The organism is Pseudarthrobacter sp. NPDC092424, assembly GCF_044754925.1.
Taxonomy (GTDB): domain Bacteria; phylum Actinomycetota; class Actinomycetes; order Actinomycetales; family Micrococcaceae; genus Arthrobacter.
This window is the reverse complement of sequence record NZ_JBIVQC010000001.1, coordinates 378,901-396,187: the sequence shown is the minus strand read 5'-3', so window position 1 is coordinate 396,187 and position 17,287 is coordinate 378,901. Positions and strand designations below refer to the sequence as shown.

Genomic DNA, 17,287 nt, shown 5'->3' with positions numbered 1-17,287 from the left:
CCTCACATCCGTTCCGGCGCCGAGACGCCCAGCAGGTCGAGTCCATTGGCGAGCACCTGGCTGGTGGCGTCATTCAGCCACAGGCGGGTGCGGTTGAGGTCGGTGACGGGCTCGTCGCCCATGGGTGCCACACGGCAGGCGTCGTACCAGCGGTGGTAGGCGCCGGCGATGACTTCCAGGTGGCGGGCCACGCGGTGCGGTTCGCGCAGCTCCGCTGCCTTGGCCACAATGGACGGGTAGCTGCCCAGGTGCGAGAGCAGTTCGTTTTCCGTGGCGTGGTCCAGCAGGGACGCGTCGAAGCGGTCAGTGCCGTCCACCTGGCGCTCCACGCCGGCAGCCACCGCGTTGCGGGCGGCACCGCGGGACCGCGCGTGGGCGTACTGGACGTAGAACACCGGGTTCTCGTTGCTGTGCTTCTTCAGCAGCTCCGGGTCCAGGGTCAGCGGCGAGTCAGCAGGGAAGCGGGCCAGCGAGTAACGGACGGCGTCCTTGCCCAGCCAGTCGATCAGGTCCTTGAGCTCGATAATGTTGCCCGCGCGCTTGGACAGCTTGGCGCCGTTGACGGACACCAGCTGACCGATCAGAACCTCGATGTTCTTCTCCGGATCGTCGCCTGCCGCGGCGGCAATGGCTTTGAGCCGGTTGATGTAGCCGTGGTGGTCCGCGCCCAGCAGGTAGATCTTTTCCGTGAAGCCGCGGTCCTTCTTGGACAGGTAGTAGGCGGCATCAGCTGCGAAGTAGGTGGGTTCGCCGTTGGCGCGGATCATCACACGGTCCTTGTCATCGCCAAAGTCGGTGGTCCGCAGCCAGACCGCACCGCCGTCGTCGAAGACGTGGCCCTGCTCGCGAAGGCGCGCCACGGCACTTTCGATGGCGCCGGCGTCGTGCAGTTCCTGCTCCGAGAAGAAGACGTCGAACTCGACGCCGAAATCCGCCAGGGTCGACTTGATGTCCTTCATCTGCGCCTCGTAGGCGGCGGCGCGGATGACCGGGAGGGCGGCAACTTCGGTGAGCTCGCGGATATCGGGGTGCGCGGCAAGGACTTCGTGGCCCAGGTCCTGGATGTACTGGCCCGGGTAGCCGCCATCGGGCACCGGGAGTCCGTGGAGCCGGTTATAGACGGAGTGCGCGAAAGTGTTCATCTGCGAGCCGGCGTCGTTGATGTAGTACTCGGCGGTGACGTCCGCCCCGGATGCCCGGAGGACGCGCGCGATGGCGTCGCCCAGGGCAGCCCAGCGGGTATGGCCGATGTGCAACGGCCCGGTGGGGTTGGCGGAGACGAACTCCATGTTGACCGTGTGGCCGGCGAGTGCGGAATTGGTGCCGTACTGGGCCCCGGCCCCTACGATCACCTTTGCCAGGGCGCCGGCGGCGGCAGCGTCGACGGTGATGTTGAGGAACCCCGGCCCGGCGATCTCCACGCCGGCAACTCCGTTGATGTCCTTGAGACGGCTGCTCAGGACCGTAGCGAATTCCCGCGGGTTCGTGCCGGCCTGCTTGGCCAGCTGCAGCGCGATGTTGGTCGCCCAGTCGCCGTGGTCGCGGTTCTTCGGCCGCTCCACCCGGACCTCGTCGGGCACAGCGGATGCCGAAAGGGCGATCTCGCCGGCGGCGACAGCGTCTTTCAGGCAGGCGGATATGGCGAGGGAGAGTTCTTCGGGAGTCACCCCTCTAGCCTACCGGGGGCCAGTCACAGCAAAGAATTTCCGCCGCCGCTGCGCCGATTGTTCCTCCCGCCGCAGCAGTCCGAACCAATTTCCCCGTTGCTGCGTTGACAATGATGAAAAGACCTAAGCATTTCCCCTGACCGAACGGCCGCGCCATGAGACCTTCCGTACGCAAGACCCTCTTCGCCGGCGTCGCCGGCCTTTCCCTCGCCGGCACCGTGGCGGCGTGCGCACCAACCTCCACTGGCACCACCTCACCGGACGCCGCGACGGGCGGTTCGGGGACGCCTGCCGCTCCTTCGGCCGCATCTCCAGGTACGTACAAGGACGGCACATACAGCGCGGACGGCAACTACGTCTCCCCCAACGGCACCGAAACCGTGGGCGTGCAGCTCACTCTTGCCTCCGGGACGGTCACGGACGTCAAGATCACTGAACATCCCAGCAACCCAAACACACGGAAATTCCAGGGCGAGTTCGCCGGCGGAATTGCCGACCAGGTGGTGGGCAAAAACATCGACGACCTGAACATCTCCAAGGTAGCCGGATCATCACTGACCAGCGGCGGTTTCAACCAGGCCCTGGAGCGCATCAGGTCCCAGGCTCAGTAGCCGTGGCGGCGGGAAGATAGCCGTGGCGGCGCAGGCAACGGCCGGACAGCACTCCTTCGCTTTCGAAGGGATCGGCACGCGGTGGGAGGTTTCCACGCCCGCAGTCCTCCCGGCAGCGCTGCGGACGCGCCTGCGTGACCGGGTCGAGGCGTTCGACGGCGACTGGTCGCGTTTCCGCCGCGGCTCCCTGGTGGCTGCCATGGCGCGGGCACCGGGGAGCTATCGATTCCCGGCTGAAGCGGAAGTCCTCGGCGGGCTCTACCGGCGGCTGTACGAGCTCAGCGGCGGCGCTATGACACCGCTGATCGGAGGCAGCCTGGAGCAGCTGGGCTACGACCCCGATTACTCTTTGCAGCCCCGCGGTTCAGCAACGCCCGCCCCTGCGTGGGACGACGTCCTAAAGTGGAGTGGCCGCTCCATCACCACACAGAGTCCGGTGGTCCTGGATATCGGGGCTGCGGGAAAGGGGATGCTGGTGGACCTGCTGGCCGCTGAACTGGAAGCTGCCGGTATGGAGTCCTGCTGCATCAACGCCAGCGGCGACCTGATGGTCCGCGGGCCCGAACCCCTCGCCGTAGGCCTCGAGCACCCCTACAACCCGGCGCAGGCGATCGGCGTTGTATCCGTACGCAACCAGGCGCTCTGCGCTTCAGCGGCAAACCGCCGCGCCTGGGGTGACGGACTGCATCACGTGCTGGATGGGACCACAGGAAGGCCGGTCCGGACAGCGGTGGCCACCTGGGCCCTGGCCGACACCACCGTGCTGGCAGACGCATTGGCGACCGCACTGTTCTTCATGCCCGGCAGCGCGCTTGAGAAGGACTTCGATTTCTCGTGGCTCACTGTCTTTTCCGACGGCAGCGCCGCCTACTCCCCCGGGTTTGCGGGGACACTGTTCACATGAGTGCTTCGCATCCACCGGCTGCTTCGCGCCCTGCGGGCAGGTCCAAAGGCCACACCCTCCGCGGCGGGGTGGACACGGCACTGGGCCGGATCACGATGTACCGACTCATCCTGATCGTCCTCGCCGTGCTTACCGCCTACAGCCTGGTGCTGGAGCTGTTGGGCTGGCTGACCTTTGGCCTGCCGGAGATGGCGGCGCACCTGGTTATCTGCCTGGGTGCGACGTACGCCGCCAACAGGGTGATGGCCGCGTTGTTCCGTGTTCCGCCGCATCCGGAGTCGCCCTTGATTACCGGATTGCTGCTCTACTTTCTTTTTTGGCCGTCCTTCAGGGCCATGGACGTTGCAGGCACCCTGCTGGCGTGCGTGTTCGCTTCGATGTCCAAATACGTCCTCGCCTGGCGCGGACGGCACGTTTTCAACCCCGCCGCCGCTGGAGCTTTTCTCGCCGGACTGACGGGCCTGAACATCGCCACTTGGTGGGCTGCCACGCCTGCCATGATGTTCGTGCTGGTTCCCGGAGTCCTGCTGGTGCTTTACCGAGTGGGAAAGTTGCGCGTGGCCGGGGTGTTCCTGGCTGTGGCGGCCGGCATCATCACGGTGGAGCTCCTCCGGGCCGGAATGTCGGCCGAGCAAGCGCTGTGGCAGGCCCTGGCGCAACGGCCTTTGCTGTTCTTCGTGGGCTTCATGCTTACGGAGCCCCTCACGCTGCCGCCGCGGCGATGGCAACAATTCGCCGTGGCTGCCCTGGTGGGTGTGGTTTTCGCGGTGCCCTACAACCTGGGGTTCGTGGCAAACTCACCCGAGCTCGCGCTGTTGCTCGGCAACCTCGTGGCGTTCCTTGCCGGCCAGCGGGGGACGATGAATCTGTCATTCGTTGCCTCGAAGCCCCTGACAGCTACGACGCATGAATTTTCGTTCCAGCCGTCCCGCCCCGTGCGTTTCCTGCCAGGGCAGTACATCGAAGTGGACTTGCCGCATGCCCGCTCAGACGGGAAAGGCCGACGGCGGGTCTTCAGCCTGGCAGGCAGCCCCCACGACCGTCTGGTTCGGTTCGCTGTCCGCGCCTCGGAGCCCGTTTCCGCTGCCAAGGGCGTACTCCTGGCACTGAAGCCGGGGGACGCACTGAAAGCCACCAGTGTGGGAGGCGATTTCCTGTTGCCCCGCGACCCGGCAAAACCGGTCCTGCTGGTTGCCGCCGGGATCGGAATCACGCCATACATGTCCTACTTGCGGTCAGGGGAACTCCAGCGCCGCGACGCTGTCCTTTTGGTCCTGGCCAGGTCTACAAACGAGGTGCCTTACGCCGACGAGCTCCACCGGGCCGGAATCCGGACCATCATCCGGACGGCCGACAGCGCCTTGGCCGACGCTGACCAGTCAGGGGCCAACCCCTCCCCTGCCGACCACTCTTCCACCCGCCGCGATGTGTCACGGGCAACCGCTGGCGCTGGCAGGCTGGACGCAGCCGGGCTGCACGCTTTGGTCCCGGACATCCACAGCCGCGAGGTGTACATCTCGGGTTCGCCGTCCTCCGTCGCATCTCTGCGGACAGCCGCGCGGCAGGCAGGTGCGCGACGCGTCCATACAGACTCCTTCGCCGGGTACTGATGGTCCTCCCCGGCTGTCCCGCGGCTGATTTTCCTTTGCGGGCCACCTTCCTGCTAAGCTCTAGGACGTCCCGCCAGCAACGGCGGGAATCCGGATTGCCCTCGTAGCTCAGGGGATAGAGCGTCTGCCTCCGGAGCAGAAGGCCGTAGGTTCGAATCCTACCGAGGGCACCACAAAAAGAAGCACCCTGTCGCTGACAGGGTGTTTCTTGGTTTCTACCCTGAATCCCTGGCGCGCCGTAGGTTCCCGAAAACTGCTCCCACCGCCCTATGTCTGCAGCAGTCCGGTGGTGTGGATCGTTTCGAGGAATGCCTCCCAGGCGTCGCCCAGGGGGTCTTCGGGGAGGGTGTCGGGGCAGGGGTAGGTGTCCCAGGCGGGGTGCGCGGGGTGGAGGTCGCGGGCATCGATGTAGTGGCGGCCGGTTGGGTCAGGTGGTGGGTCATCCGGCGGGTATTCGGTGTTCGGGCAGGAGTGCTCCGGGTCCGTAGGGTTCGGGAGGTGTTCGGGCAGCATGCAGCCGTGCGGGTGCTCGGGCACGCGGTCGATGTTGAGCGTGGTGGCGGGCAGTTGGGGTGGGTGCCAGGAGTGGGGTTCGGTGTTGTAGTGGCGTCCGGCCGGTGAGGTCCAGCCTGGTGGTGTGGTTTTGGTGGCCGGGGTGGGGGTCCAGGTGCTGGCGTGTTTGAGCCGGTGGTGTTTCGGGCAGGGCTGGGCGAGGTTGCTGACGCCGGTGGTGCCGCCGTGCTGCCAGGCGGTGAGGTGGTCCGCGTCGTTGTCCAGGGAGTGGTTGGTGCAGCCCGGGAACGGGCATTTCGTGTCCCGGAGCCGGAGCCAGTTCCGCATGGCCTGCGGGATGCGGTAGCTGGTCCGGCCGATTTCCAGCGGTGCCCCGTCGCGGGGGTCAACAAGGACCCGGTAGAACGAGCCGGCCCCGTCGGCCAGGATCTGGCGGGCGATGGAGGCCGGGACGGGGCCGTACCCGTCCAGCTCTGCCGGTTCGTCCGTGAGCCCGAGCAGCGCGAACACCGGCACGGTGACCAGGACCTGCGCTTTGGGGACCGGCACCCGCGCCAGGTCACCGTTACCGGCCCGCCCCTCCTCGGCCGGCCCGGCGGAGTCAGCACCGGCATCAGCGGCGGTATCGGCGGCGCCACGGGCGGCACCATTCTCGGTGTCGGTGTGGGTGTGGGTGTGGGTGTCGGGGTCGCGCCCTGAACCGTTGCCGCCGGCTGTGGCGTGGTCGGGGGCTGTGTTGTTGGTCAGGAGGGCGGTGGCGAAGATGTCGGCCCGGAGCTGGGTGAGGGTCCGTGACTCGGTGGGGCCCTGGAGGGCGCGGGCGATCGCGGTGGTCCGGTTCCAGATCGCCTCGGCCTGGTGCGCGGGAAGGTACGCGCTGAACCAGGACATCCCGTCCAGGTCCGCCGAACACTCGACCCTGCGGTCCGCGACACCCTTCACATGCCGCTTCTCCAGGCTCTCGGGGTGGTGCCGTTCGCGCCAGGCCCGCACCCGGGACCGGAACCTCCCCGGCGTCAGATCCCCCGCCACACACCCCCACACCCCGCCAGCCAGACCACCAGCGCCAGCCGCATCAGGATCAGCCACACCAGGGCCGGCCGGGTCCGGCGCATCGGGGCCGGGGAGAGTTGGTTGTGGGGTGAGGAAGTGGGTTTCCAGGGCTGTGGTCCCGGCGGTGGTGAGGCCGGTGGTTTCATCACACGCGATGACCGCGTGGCGCCAGGAGATCGCCCCGGCCTGCAACGCACCCAACGTTACGGGCAGGTCCGTGCACAGGGCCCGGGCCTGGGACAGGAACAAGGCCGCGGCGCCGTCACTGATCCGCAGGAGACAGCCGACCTCGGCCCGGATCGACACCTCCAGCATCCCCGCGGCCTTCACCGCCGGCGGAGCGAGGACCGTTTCGAGCTCGACGAACCGGGCAGCAGCCCGGGCCTTCAACGCCGCGGCCTTCGCCTCACACCGGGCCGCTTCGGCCATCACCTCCAGGAGGGCATCGGCCTCGACCCGCATCGGATCAGCCCACCAATCCCGCACCCCACCACCAGGGACACCGGCAGTCTCCGCCGCACCCGCATTGCCCGAAGGCCGCGAAACCTTGCCGGCGACGGTGCCGGAATTCGGGTGGGCAGCCGTAGTCCCCGGGCCGGCAGCACTGGCGGAACCCGGGCCGGCAGCAGCCTGCCGCACCAGGGCATCCAGGCGCGCGGCGGAGCCCCCAACAGCCTCCACCGCCACCCCGATACCTCCACCAAAACCCATACCCACATCATCCAACCCGGGTCCGACATTTTGAGCTGGAGCATCTCAACGAACCTGTCCCCGGGATCACAGGGCCTTGCGACGGGGTTCCGGGACATAGGCCGCAGTAACCCCAACAGGTGTGCCGTCGCGTAATTGTCACAGGCCGCTCGTACGCTGATTTGACCACGTTGAGGGGGTACGCCATGGATGTTCCATTTTGTTCAATCGTTCCGCCATACCTGCTGAAGCGCCTTGCCCGGCTGGATGCGCCACAGTTCTCAGCAGCTTCCCGGGCAGCCAAGGAGGCGCTGGGGCATGTCCGGTCCGTCCAGGCAGCCCGCCGCCAGGCCGTCGGACTGGAGCCGCCGAAAGCTGCACGGGCTGCAGCTGCCGGCCTCCCGCAGCGATCCATCTTCGACGCCGGGGGCGCGGAAATCCTCCCCGGCAAGCTGGTACGGAAGGAAGGCGGGAAGCCAACGGGGGACGCCTCGGCCGACGAGGCCTACGACGGACTCGGCCACACCCACCGGCTCTACGCCGACGTCTTCGGTCGCGATTCCATCGACGGCAAGGGCCTCCCGCTTAACGCCACCGTTCATTTCGGCAAGCTGTATGACAACGCTTTCTGGGACGGCACCCAGATGGTCTTCGGCGACGGCGACGGCGAGGTCTTCGACCGCTTCACCAAGTCACTCAGCGTCATCGGCCACGAACTGGCACACGGTGTCACCCAGTATTCGGCGGCGCTTGCCTACCGCAACCAGGCCGGCGCGCTCAATGAGTCAATGTCGGACGTTTTCGGCGCCCTCGTCGAGCAGCATGTGCTGAACCAGCCAGCCAAGGAAGCATCATGGCTCATCGGCGAGGGACTTTTCACGCCTGGGGTGGAGGGCCTCGCCCTCCGCTCCATGAAGGCTCCCGGGACAGCGTACGACGACGATGTGCTGGGTAAGGATCCACAGCCGGATTCGATGGACTCGTATGTGCGGACCAGTGCAGACAATGGCGGTGTGCACATCAATTCCGGAATCCCCAACCGGGCGTTCTACCTCGTGGCCGACCAGCTTGGCGGATACGCCTGGGAGGCACCCGGCAGGATCTGGTACGAGGCGCTGACCTCGGGTTCCTTACCTGCGACCGCCACTTTCACCGTCTTTGCCCGCGCTACGACAGGCGCCGCCGTCGAGCTTTACGGGAACAGTTCCCCAGAGCATGACGCCGTGCGCCAGGCATGGGAAACTGTGAAGGTCAAACTATAGACCGCGTGCCAGGCGTGGCCCACCGCCACTGCCCGGCAGAAGCCAGGCACGCGGAACTCCAGGGGCCAGGCATGAAGATCAGTGTGGAACGCTCGGGCGGCATAGCAGCGCTGACCCGCGTCTGGACCGTGAACGCCCAGTCGCCAACAGCCCGCGACCAGTGGCTACCCATTATCGAAGCCTGCCCTTGGGATGCGGTGCCCCGTACGGCAAGCGCTGCCGCCCGGGAATTCGCCGGCGTGGGACAGCCGGACCGCTTCATGTATTCCATCCGCGCCGGCCAGCGACGGGCTGCACTGCCGGAGCGGGCCGTCACCGGGCCGTGGCGGGTTCTGGTGGACAGCGCCAGGGCTGCCGCCGAAACACCCGGACACCCCAACGGCCGCGGACCCGTCAGCCGATCCCGGCGTCTCCGGAAATCCGGATCAGTCGGCTGATTCTGGCAGCGAATAGCGCCGTAAACCGGTCAGCCCGCAGCCGCCAAATTCCCCCGGAAGGCCCGCCGGTAGGACTGCGGGCTGGTATCCAGCACCTTGGCAAAGTGGTGCCGCAGCAACACGGGGTGGCCAAATCCCGACTCACGGGCAACCTCTTCGATGTTAAGGTCCGTGGATTCGAGCAGTTCCTGGGCCCGGAGTACGCGTTGGGAATTGAGCCAGGCGGCCGGCGTGGCCCCTGTTTCGGCGCGGAACCGCCGGGCAAAGGTCCGCGCCGACATGTGGACCCGGGCGGCCAGTTCGTTGACCGGATGTTCCTGGTCCAGGTTCTCCACCATCCATCGCAGCAACTGCTCCATCGGAGCGGAACCACAGGCAGGAATGGGCCTCTCGATGAACTGGGCCTGCCCGCCGTCACGGTGCGGCGGCACCACCATGTCCCGGGCGATCGCCGCAGCAACCTGCGCGCCGAGCTCCACCCTGACCAGATGAAGGCAGGCGTCGATCCCGGCTGCGGTTCCCGCCGAAGTGATGACGTTGCCGTCCTGTACGTACAGCACGTTCTCATCGACCTGGACCCCCGGGTACTTCGCCAGTTCACCGGAAAAGTGCCAGTGCGTGGTGCAGCGGCGCCCCGCGAGCAACCCTGCTTCAGCCAGAGCAAAGGCCCCGGAACAGATGGACATGACCCAGGCACCCCGTGCATCGGCAGCACGCAAGGTCTCAAGGACAGATTCCGGCAAGCCCTCCGCCCGCCCGAACGGCGTCATGATCACCAGGTCCGCATCAGCTGCCGCTTCCAGGCCCAGCTCCACCTCCATGGCCACGCCGGACTGCGCCGGCACCCTGCCTGGCATGGGCGTACACACCCGGAAATCGAAAGCCGGGACGCCGCTCCCGCGCCCGGAACGGTCGGTCCCGAAGACCTCCATGACGGTCCCGAACTCGAACATCGAAAAGTGGGGAGCCACGATTACCGCAACGCTTTTAAGCATGCCTCCAGTGTGGCAGAAATATGCCTCTTTTGGTCATTTCTGCCACTGTTTTCTCGAAGGCGCCAGGAGAACCATGGAGTTATGGAAGTCATAGCTACCCTCGCCGTCGTCATCATCATCATGTCCGCCACCTCCACGGTGGCGGCGCTGCTCAGGGATGGCCGCGGCAACACGCCGCCGGTCGCCTCCCACGAGGCGTGGTCCGCCCTGGACCTTCCGAGCAGCGGCTACTCGTTCCGCATCTTCTAGCCGGTCCGGGCGCCCCGCAGCCCCAGGGCAGAGCCGCCCAGCCACCGAAACCAAAGCCAGGCCGCAGTAGACTGTCTGCAGCCATGACATTGCATATTTCCTATCCCGCCGAGCTGCCGGTCTCCGAGCGCCGCGAGGACCTCATGGCGGCCATTGCCGCCAACCAGGTCACCATCATTGCCGGCGAGACCGGCTCGGGAAAGACCACCCAGATTCCCAAGATGTGCCTGGAACTCGGCCTCGGGGACAACGGGCTGATCGGACATACCCAGCCCCGCCGGCTGGCAGCGCGCACGGTTGCCGAACGCATTGCCGAAGAGCTGGGCGTGGAAATCGGCCAGGAAGTGGGCTTCCAGGTCCGCTTTACCGGGGAGGTCAGCAAGGCCACCAAGGTCAAGCTGATGACGGACGGCATCCTGCTGGCCGAGATCCAGCGGGACAAGCTGCTGCGCAAATACAACGCGATCATCATCGACGAGGCCCACGAGCGCAGCCTCAACATCGACTTCATCCTGGGCTACCTCAAGCGGATCCTGCCGCAGCGCCCGGACTTGAAAATCATCATCACCTCGGCCACCATCGATCCGGAACGCTTCGCCAACCACTTCGGCACCCAGGAAGAACCCGCGCCCATCATCGAGGTCTCGGGCCGGACCTACCCCGTGGAAATCCGCTACCGACCCCTGACCCAGCCCAGGGAGGACGACGAAGAGGCTTCTGACGACGAACTCGAGGAGGACCGCGACCCGCTGGATGCCGTGTGCGACGCCGTCGACGAACTCGCCAACGAGGCGCCGGGCGACATCCTGGTGTTCTTCTCCGGCGAGCGCGAGATCAGGGACGCGGCGGACGCCCTCCAGGCCCGCATCCAGTCCAACCGCCGGCTTACAGGCACCGAGGTACTCCCCCTCTTCGCCCGCCTCAGCCTGCAGGAGCAGCACAAAGTCTTCCACCCGGGCAGCAAAAGGCGGATCGTGCTGGCCACCAACGTGGCGGAAACGTCCCTGACGGTACCCGGCATCAAGTACGTCATCGACACCGGAACCGCCCGCATCTCCCGCTATTCGCACCGCACCAAGGTCCAGCGGCTGCCAATCGAGCGCGTATCACAGGCTTCCGCGAACCAGCGCTCGGGCCGTTGCGGCCGAGTCTCGGACGGCATTGCCATCCGCCTCTACTCCGAGGAGGACTTCGAGTCCAGACCCCAATTTACGGACCCCGAAATCCTCCGCACCAACCTCGCCGCCGTCATCCTCCAAATGACCGCTATGGGGGTGGCCAGGGGCCCCAAGGACGTGGAGGCATTCCCCTTCGTTGAGCCGCCGGAGACCCGGGCAATCAACGACGGCGTCAACCTCCTCCGCGAACTGGGCGCCCTTGCGCCCACCAGCGGAGCGAATAACGACGGCGCGAAACGCGGCGGTGGCCTCACCGCCGTCGGACAAAAGCTTGCGCAACTGCCCGTGGACCCCAGGCTGGGCCGGATGATCGTGGAGGCCGGAAAGCGCAACTGCGTCCGGGAAGTCATGATCCTCGCCGCTGCGCTCACCATCCAGGACCCCCGCGAGCGCCCAACGGACAAGCAACAGCTTGCGGCGGAAAAGCACAACCGGTTCAAGGACGAGAACTCGGATTTCACCGGTTACCTGAACCTCTGGAACTACCTGCAGGAAAAGCAGCAGGAGCTTTCGTCGTCGGCATTCCGCCGGCTGTGCCGGGCCGAATTCATCAACTACCTGCGCGTGCGCGAATGGCAGGACCTCTTCGCCCAGCTGCGCCAGCTTGCCCGCCCGCTGGGCATCAGCCTGGACAACAAGCGCCTGGCGGATCCCGTGGGCAACCATGACGGAATCCACATCAGCCTACTGTCCGGCCTTCTGAGCCACATCGGAATCCTGGACGAACGCAAGCGCGAGTACGCCGGCGCCCGCGGCAGCCGGTTCGCCATTTTCCCGGGATCCGCGCTGTTCAAGAAGTCGCCCACGTTCGTGATGGCGGCGGAGCTGGTGGAGACCAGCCGCCTGTGGGCGCGCGTCGCTGCGAAGTTCGATCCGCTGTGGGCGGAGCAGGTGGCTCCGGACCTGGTCAAGCGCAGCTACAGCGAGCCACACTGGTCCACGCGGCAGGGCGCCGTCATGGCATACGAGAAGGTCACCCTCTATGGGGTGCCGATCATCGCCCAGCGGCGGATTAACTACGGCCGGGTGGATCCAGCCGTGGCGAGGGAGCTTTTCATCAGGCACGCTCTCGTGGAGGGCGACTGGAAGACCCATCACAAGTTCTTCCACCGCAACCGGGCGCTCCTGAACGAAGTGGAGGAACTCGAAAATCGCATGCGCCGCCGGGACCTCCTGGTGGATGACGAGACGCTGTTCGAGTTCTATGACGCGCGCGTGGGCCCCGACGTCGTCTCCGAGCGGCATTTCGACAAGTGGTGGAAGGAGGCCCGGCAGAAGAACCCCGACCTCCTCGACTACGACAAGTCGCTGCTGCTCAGCGACGACGCGGAGGACCTCGACGAGTCGGCGTACCCCAGGACCTGGCGCCACAAGGGGTTCGACCTGCCGCTGACCTACGAGTTCCACCCGGTTGCGCCCGGCTCACCGCCGAATCCGTCCGACGGCGTCACGGCCGAAGTGCCGGTGCTGTTCCTGAACCAGCTCGATGACGCCCCGTTCCGCTGGCTCATCCCGGGCCAGCGGGTGGAGTTGGTGACGGCACTGATCAAGTCCCTGCCCAAGAATATCCGCAAGAACTTCGTGCCGGCCCCGGACGTCGCGCGCCAGGCGGTGGCAGCATTGGAAGCGGACTTCGATCCTGCCACCGATGACCTCGAGCCTTCGCTGGAGCTCGCGCTGCGCCGCATCCGCGGGGCCATCATCCCGCCCGGTTCCTGGAACTGGGATGCCGTTCCGCCGCACCTGCGCTTTAGCTTTAAGGTGGTGGACAGCAAGGGTAAGGTCCTGGACGAAGGCAAGGACCTTGCAGCGCTCCAGGAGAAGCTGGCCCCCGCCACCCGCCGCGCCATCGCAGAGTCCCTGGGCGCCACACCGGCATCCACGGTACCTGTCAGCCGGGGCAAGGTCGCGGGAGGCAAGAGCGGCGGCAACGGGAGCAGGCCGCAGCGCGGCAAGGACGCGTACGACGGCGCCGCACCGCAGGGCGCGCAGCCCGCCGGGGTTCCGGCGGACTCAGCCCCTGCCGGGTTCGTGGAGCAGGACGGCCTGGTCGAATGGAGCTTCGGCACCCTGCCGCGTGAAGTCAGCAGCATGGTGAAGGGCCACACTGTGACCGGCTATCCGGCACTCGTAGACTACGGCACCTCCGTCTCCTTGCGGGTGTTTCAGACGTCCGCGGAACAGCTCGATGCCATGCGCGGCGGCGTCATCCGGCTGCTGGCGCTGCGTGTTCCGGCGCCGGACCGGTATGTGCTGGAGCACCTGAACAACACGGAGAAACTAACGTTCAGCCAGAACCCGCACGGCTCGGTCTCTGCCCTGATCGCCGACTGCGCGCTGGCTGCCATCGACAAGCTCACGCCGGAGGAACTCCCCTGGGACCGGGAGTCCTTCGATGCGTTGTACGAGGTGGTCCGTGCGGAGCTGATCGATACCGTCTTCAGCGTCACCGCCGTCGTCGAACGTATCCTTGCCAGTACGCGGAGGATCGAGAAGCAGCTGAAGGGAACCACCAGCCTCGCCCTGATCAGTGCACTCAATGACATTAAGAGCCAGCTGGAGCAGCTGGTCTACCCAGGTTTTGTGGCACGCACGGGCTACGCGCAGCTCAGCCAGCTCCCCCGGTACCTGACCGCCATCGAACGGCGCCTGGAACGCCTGCCGGGCAACGTGCAGCGGGATGGCCTGAACATGGCCGTGATCCAGCGGCTGGAGGACGACTACGACGACGCCGTGGCCGCCCTCCTCCCCGGGCGGAAGGCCGGCCGGGAGTTAACCCAGGTGCGCTGGATGATCGAAGAGCTCCGGGTGAGCCTGTTCGCCGTCGAGCTCGGCACGGCGTATTCAGTGTCCGAGAAGCGGATCCGCACTGTGCTGAACAAGGCGCTCGCCCCCGCCTGACTGCGCGACGCCCCGCAGGGTGGCCAGCTCGCGTTCCGTGCCGGCTCAGGATTCCGGCACGAACTCTCCGTAGCCGGCGGCCCGGAGCCCCCCGCGGAGCTTCTCGGCATTGGCGTCCAGCACCGCAGGGTCCGGGTTCTGGTCCGCGGACGCAAAGTCGAAGTCCGCCATGCTCTGCGACGGCCACACGTGGACGTGGAGGTGGTTGACCTCATAGCCCGCCACGATGAGGCCCGCCCGCCGGGCATTAAAGAGGTCCACCTGGACGGCACCGATGCGGCGGGCCACCTCCATGACCTTGGCGAGGGTCTCCGGGGAGGCATCGGTCCAGCGGTCCACCTCCTCGCGGGGCACCACCAGGGTGTGGCCGTCCGCCAGCGGCCCGGTGGTCAGGAAAGCGGCAACGTCGTCTTCGCGCCAAACGAAGCGGCCCGGAATTTCGCCGTTCAGGATCCTGGTAAAGATGGTGCTCACGCGTCTGCCTCCCTGGCGGGTGCCTGCAGGGTGCTGGTGTCCAGCACGAACCGGTATTTCACATCGCCTGCCACCATACGGTCGTAGGCCTCGTTGAGCTGTTCCGCAGTCACCATTTCGATGTCCGACACCACTCGGTGCTCAGCGCAGAAGTCCAGCATCTCCTGGGTCTCCGCTATGCCGCCGATCAACGAGCCGGCGTAAGCAATCCGGCGCCGGATCAGTGCGCCCGGATTCACTGGTGGCATTGCCTCTGAGGGCAGGCCCAGCTGGAACAGTGCACCGTCCACCCGCAGGGTGCGGAAGAACGGGTTCAGGTCGTGGGGCGCCGCAACAGTGTCAATAATGAGGTCGATGCTGCGGTTTGCCGCTGCCATCGCGTCCTCGTCGCGTGACAGCACCACTTGATCCGCCCCAAGTTCCAGGGCAGCTGCAACCTTGGATTCCGACGTCGTGAACACCACCACCCTGGCGCCCATGGCCTTGGCGAGCTTGACGGCCATGTGGCCCAGCCCGCCGAGCCCCACCACGCCCACTACGTCGCCTTCTTCCACGTCAAAGTGGCGCAGCGGCGAATACGTCGTGACTCCTGCGCAGAGCAGCGGCGCGGCGGCGGCCGGGTCCAGTGATTCAGGAACGCGGAGCACATAGCCGCGGTCCACCACAATGGACTGTGAGTAGCCGCCCTGGGTGATCGCGTCGCCGTTGCGGCGGTCCTTGGAGCCGTAAGTTCCGGTCATGCCCTTTTCGCAGTACTGCTCCAGTCCGTCCAGGCAGCTGTCGCACTTCCGGCAGGAATCAACAATGCAGCCCACTCCGACGCGGTCGCCCACCGCGAAATCCGTGACGGCGGAGCCCACGCGGCTCACCGTTCCCACGATTTCGTGGCCGGGTACCAGCGGGTACGTGTCGCCGCCCCATTCACCGCGGGTTGCGTGCACGTCGGAATGGCACAAGCCACAGTACTCGATGGCGATCTCGACGTCGTCCGCTTTCGGGGCGCGCCGGGCAACGGTCAGGGGCACCAGCCCGCTGTCTCCGGAGACGGCACCGTAGGCGGCGGCCAAGGTGCCGGCACCCGTGGGGGCGGTACCGGCGTCGTCAACGGGAGCAACCGGGCGGGCAAGGGGCGGGGGCACGGGACGTCCAGGGGTCATAAGGCGACCGTACCCCCGTGGCCGGGGGCGATGCCACTTGGCGGCCCGTCACCCCTGGGCGCCGCACCGGTGGCAACAGGCAACTCCGGGTTGTTCGACCACTCCGAGAAGGATCCCGGATACAGTGCTGCCCGAAAGCCCGCGATTTCCAACGCCGCCACTTCGTGTGCGGCCGTGACGCCGGAGCCGCAGTACACAGCCACGGGAACGCCGGCCCTGACACCCAGTCCAGTGAAACGCGCGTTCAGGTCGGCGGCGGGCAGGAAGCGGCCGTCGCCGTCGAGGTTGTCCGACGTCGGCGCGCTCAGTGCGCCGGGGATGTGGCCGGCGCGCGGGTCCACAGGTTCCACCTCGCCCCGGTAGCGCTCCCCCGCCCGGGCATCGAGCAGGAGCCCGGTATCTGCCCACGTTCCGGCAGCGCCGGCGTCGAGCACCGGCATGTTACCCGTGCCGAGGGTGACGTTTCCTTCGGAGGGAGCCACGGTGCCGGACTCCACCGGTAACCCGGCAGCGCGCCAGGCCGCAAGCCCGCCGTCCAGCAGGTAGACCTCCCCGAGCCCGGCGTCCCGCAACATCCACCAGAGCCTGGCCGCTGCGAGGTTGCCGGAATCGTCGTAGGCCACCACTGTGTCGCCGTCGTTGATGCCCCATCCGCGGGCGGCCACCTGGAAGTCGGCAGCCGCGGGCAGCGGGTGGCGGCCCCTCGACGGCTCGGCCGGGGCGGCGAGTTCGCCCGGCAGGTCCACGTACACGGCGCCCGGCAGATGGCCGGCAAGGTAATGCGCGTGACCGTGCGGATCCCCCAAAGCCCACCGGACATCCAGCAGCACCGTCCGGCTGCCCTGTTCCAGCCGCTCCGCCAGGTCCGCGGCACTGATCAAGGGGCCCGTCCCCATCAGACCTCCACCCATTCACGCGGGGCGAGGTGGGCGTACTCCGTGCCATATTTGGCGCCGATCCTGCGGACATGGGATTCCACTATGCCCAGGCCGTTATCGTTCAACAGGCCGTCATGGACCTGGAAGGCGCGTGGCGCCCGGACCGCGATGACGAAGTCCACTACCTCTGCAACCTTGCTCCACGGAGCGTGCAGCGGCACCAGCAGCGTACGGACCGCCACGCCGTCCGGGACCGTGAACGAGTCCCCCGGGTGGAACACGTTGTCGTCCACCAGGTAGCCGATGTTGGCCACCAGCGGAATCTGGGGATGGATCAGCGCGTGCTGACTGCCAAAAGAACGGACCTTGAAGCCCGCCGCCTCAAAGGCGGAGCCTGGCTCCACGGTGTGGATCCGGCCGGCGGCCGCCGGCGCTTCGGTCCGCATGCCCGCCGCTACGCCCTCCGGGGCGAAGAGTTCGAGGCCCGGATTGCCGCCCATGGCGCCGGCAACGGCGGGCTTGTCGATGTGGTCCGTGTGTTCGTGCGTGACCAGGACAGCATCCGCGCCATCCAGCGCCTCGCCGCACTCGGAAAAATTGCCCGGGTCCAGGACCAGGACCCGCCCGTCCTTTTCGAGCCGGACACAGGCATGCGTGTACTTGGTCAGCTTCATAGCGCCAGCCTAGGGTCCGGCCGCGAACCCTGTC

The 17,287-nt window shown here is 66.9% G+C and carries 14 protein-coding genes and 1 tRNA gene; 8 read left to right on the top strand and 7 right to left on the bottom strand.

Annotation, left to right across the window (positions count from 1 at the left end; translation table 11 throughout):
• Positions 1 to 2: 2 nt before the first annotated feature.
• Positions 3 to 1,667 carry an arginine--tRNA ligase gene (gene argS, locus ACIQCN_RS01865; protein ID WP_400609132.1) on the bottom strand — a complete coding sequence of 555 codons (1,665 nt, stop codon included), beginning with the start codon at positions 1,665 to 1,667 and terminating at the stop codon, positions 3 to 5.
• Between the two features lie 155 nt (positions 1,668 to 1,822).
• Here argS and ACIQCN_RS01860 point away from each other — a divergent pair, with 155 nt between their 5' ends.
• The 4 genes from ACIQCN_RS01860 (at position 1,823) to ACIQCN_RS01845 (ending at position 4,965) form a co-directional block, all read left to right on the top strand.
• On the top strand, positions 1,823 to 2,278 hold the full coding sequence (locus tag ACIQCN_RS01860; RefSeq protein WP_400603281.1) for an FMN-binding protein: 456 nt from the start codon (positions 1,823 to 1,825) through the stop codon (positions 2,276 to 2,278).
• A gap of 22 nt (positions 2,279 to 2,300) precedes the next feature.
• Positions 2,301 to 3,182: an FAD:protein FMN transferase gene (locus ACIQCN_RS01855; RefSeq protein ID WP_400609130.1), complete on the top strand. Its 882-nt coding sequence runs from the start codon at positions 2,301 to 2,303 to the stop codon at positions 3,180 to 3,182.
• A gap of 95 nt (positions 3,183 to 3,277) precedes the next feature.
• Positions 3,278 to 4,792: an FAD-dependent oxidoreductase gene (locus ACIQCN_RS01850; protein WP_400609335.1), complete on the top strand. Its 1,515-nt coding sequence runs from the start codon at positions 3,278 to 3,280 to the stop codon at positions 4,790 to 4,792.
• Between the two features lie 97 nt (positions 4,793 to 4,889).
• Positions 4,890 to 4,965: transfer RNA gene (locus ACIQCN_RS01845), tRNA-Arg, on the top strand.
• A gap of 94 nt (positions 4,966 to 5,059) precedes the next feature.
• On the opposite strand, the gene ACIQCN_RS01840 is transcribed toward ACIQCN_RS01845, so the two are convergent.
• Positions 5,060 to 7,069 (bottom strand): DUF222 domain-containing protein, encoded by a 2,010-nt coding sequence (locus ACIQCN_RS01840; protein WP_400609128.1) that lies wholly within the window; start codon positions 7,067 to 7,069, stop codon positions 5,060 to 5,062.
• A 185-nt stretch (positions 7,070 to 7,254) separates the two neighbouring features.
• Between ACIQCN_RS01840 and ACIQCN_RS01835 the strand changes: the two genes are divergently transcribed.
• Positions 7,255 to 8,310, top strand: a complete 1,056-nt coding sequence (locus tag ACIQCN_RS01835; protein WP_400609126.1) for a M4 family metallopeptidase — start codon at positions 7,255 to 7,257, stop codon at positions 8,308 to 8,310.
• Positions 8,311 to 8,381: 71 nt separating this feature from the next.
• Positions 8,382 to 8,747: a hypothetical protein gene (locus ACIQCN_RS01830; protein ID WP_400609124.1), complete on the top strand. Its 366-nt coding sequence runs from the start codon at positions 8,382 to 8,384 to the stop codon at positions 8,745 to 8,747.
• Between the two features lie 29 nt (positions 8,748 to 8,776).
• On the opposite strand, the gene ACIQCN_RS01825 is transcribed toward ACIQCN_RS01830, so the two are convergent.
• A complete protein-coding gene (locus ACIQCN_RS01825; protein ID WP_400603275.1) occupies positions 8,777 to 9,742 on the bottom strand; it encodes a GlxA family transcriptional regulator in 966 nt (321 codons plus the stop codon).
• Between the two features lie 81 nt (positions 9,743 to 9,823).
• On the opposite strand from ACIQCN_RS01825, the gene ACIQCN_RS01820 reads away from it, so the two are divergent.
• Positions 9,824 to 9,991 carry a hypothetical protein gene (locus tag ACIQCN_RS01820; RefSeq protein WP_400609121.1) on the top strand — a complete coding sequence of 56 codons (168 nt, stop codon included), beginning with the start codon at positions 9,824 to 9,826 and terminating at the stop codon, positions 9,989 to 9,991.
• Positions 9,992 to 10,074: 83 nt separating this feature from the next.
• A complete protein-coding gene (gene hrpA, locus ACIQCN_RS01815; protein ID WP_400609119.1) occupies positions 10,075 to 14,070 on the top strand; it encodes an ATP-dependent RNA helicase HrpA in 3,996 nt (1,331 codons plus the stop codon).
• A 45-nt stretch (positions 14,071 to 14,115) separates the two neighbouring features.
• On the opposite strand, the gene ACIQCN_RS01810 is transcribed toward hrpA, so the two are convergent.
• From ACIQCN_RS01810 to ACIQCN_RS01795, 4 genes are read right to left on the bottom strand one after another with little or no spacing between them, the layout of a single operon-like run.
• Positions 14,116 to 14,544, bottom strand: coding sequence for an HIT family protein (locus ACIQCN_RS01810; protein ID WP_400603272.1), 429 nt, complete (start codon positions 14,542 to 14,544; stop codon positions 14,116 to 14,118).
• Positions 14,541 to 15,701 carry an NAD(P)-dependent alcohol dehydrogenase gene (locus tag ACIQCN_RS01805; protein ID WP_400603271.1) on the bottom strand — a complete coding sequence of 387 codons (1,161 nt, stop codon included), beginning with the start codon at positions 15,699 to 15,701 and terminating at the stop codon, positions 14,541 to 14,543. The genes ACIQCN_RS01810 and ACIQCN_RS01805 overlap by 4 nt, the downstream gene beginning before the upstream one ends.
• Entirely contained in the window at positions 15,698 to 16,597 is a 900-nt protein-coding gene (locus ACIQCN_RS01800) for a sulfurtransferase (RefSeq protein WP_400609117.1), read from the bottom strand. The genes ACIQCN_RS01805 and ACIQCN_RS01800 overlap by 4 nt, the downstream gene beginning before the upstream one ends.
• Entirely contained in the window at positions 16,597 to 17,253 is a 657-nt protein-coding gene (locus ACIQCN_RS01795; protein ID WP_400609116.1) for an MBL fold metallo-hydrolase, read from the bottom strand. Before ACIQCN_RS01795 ends, ACIQCN_RS01800 begins: the two co-directional genes overlap by 1 nt.
• Positions 17,254 to 17,287: the final 34 nt, after the last annotated feature.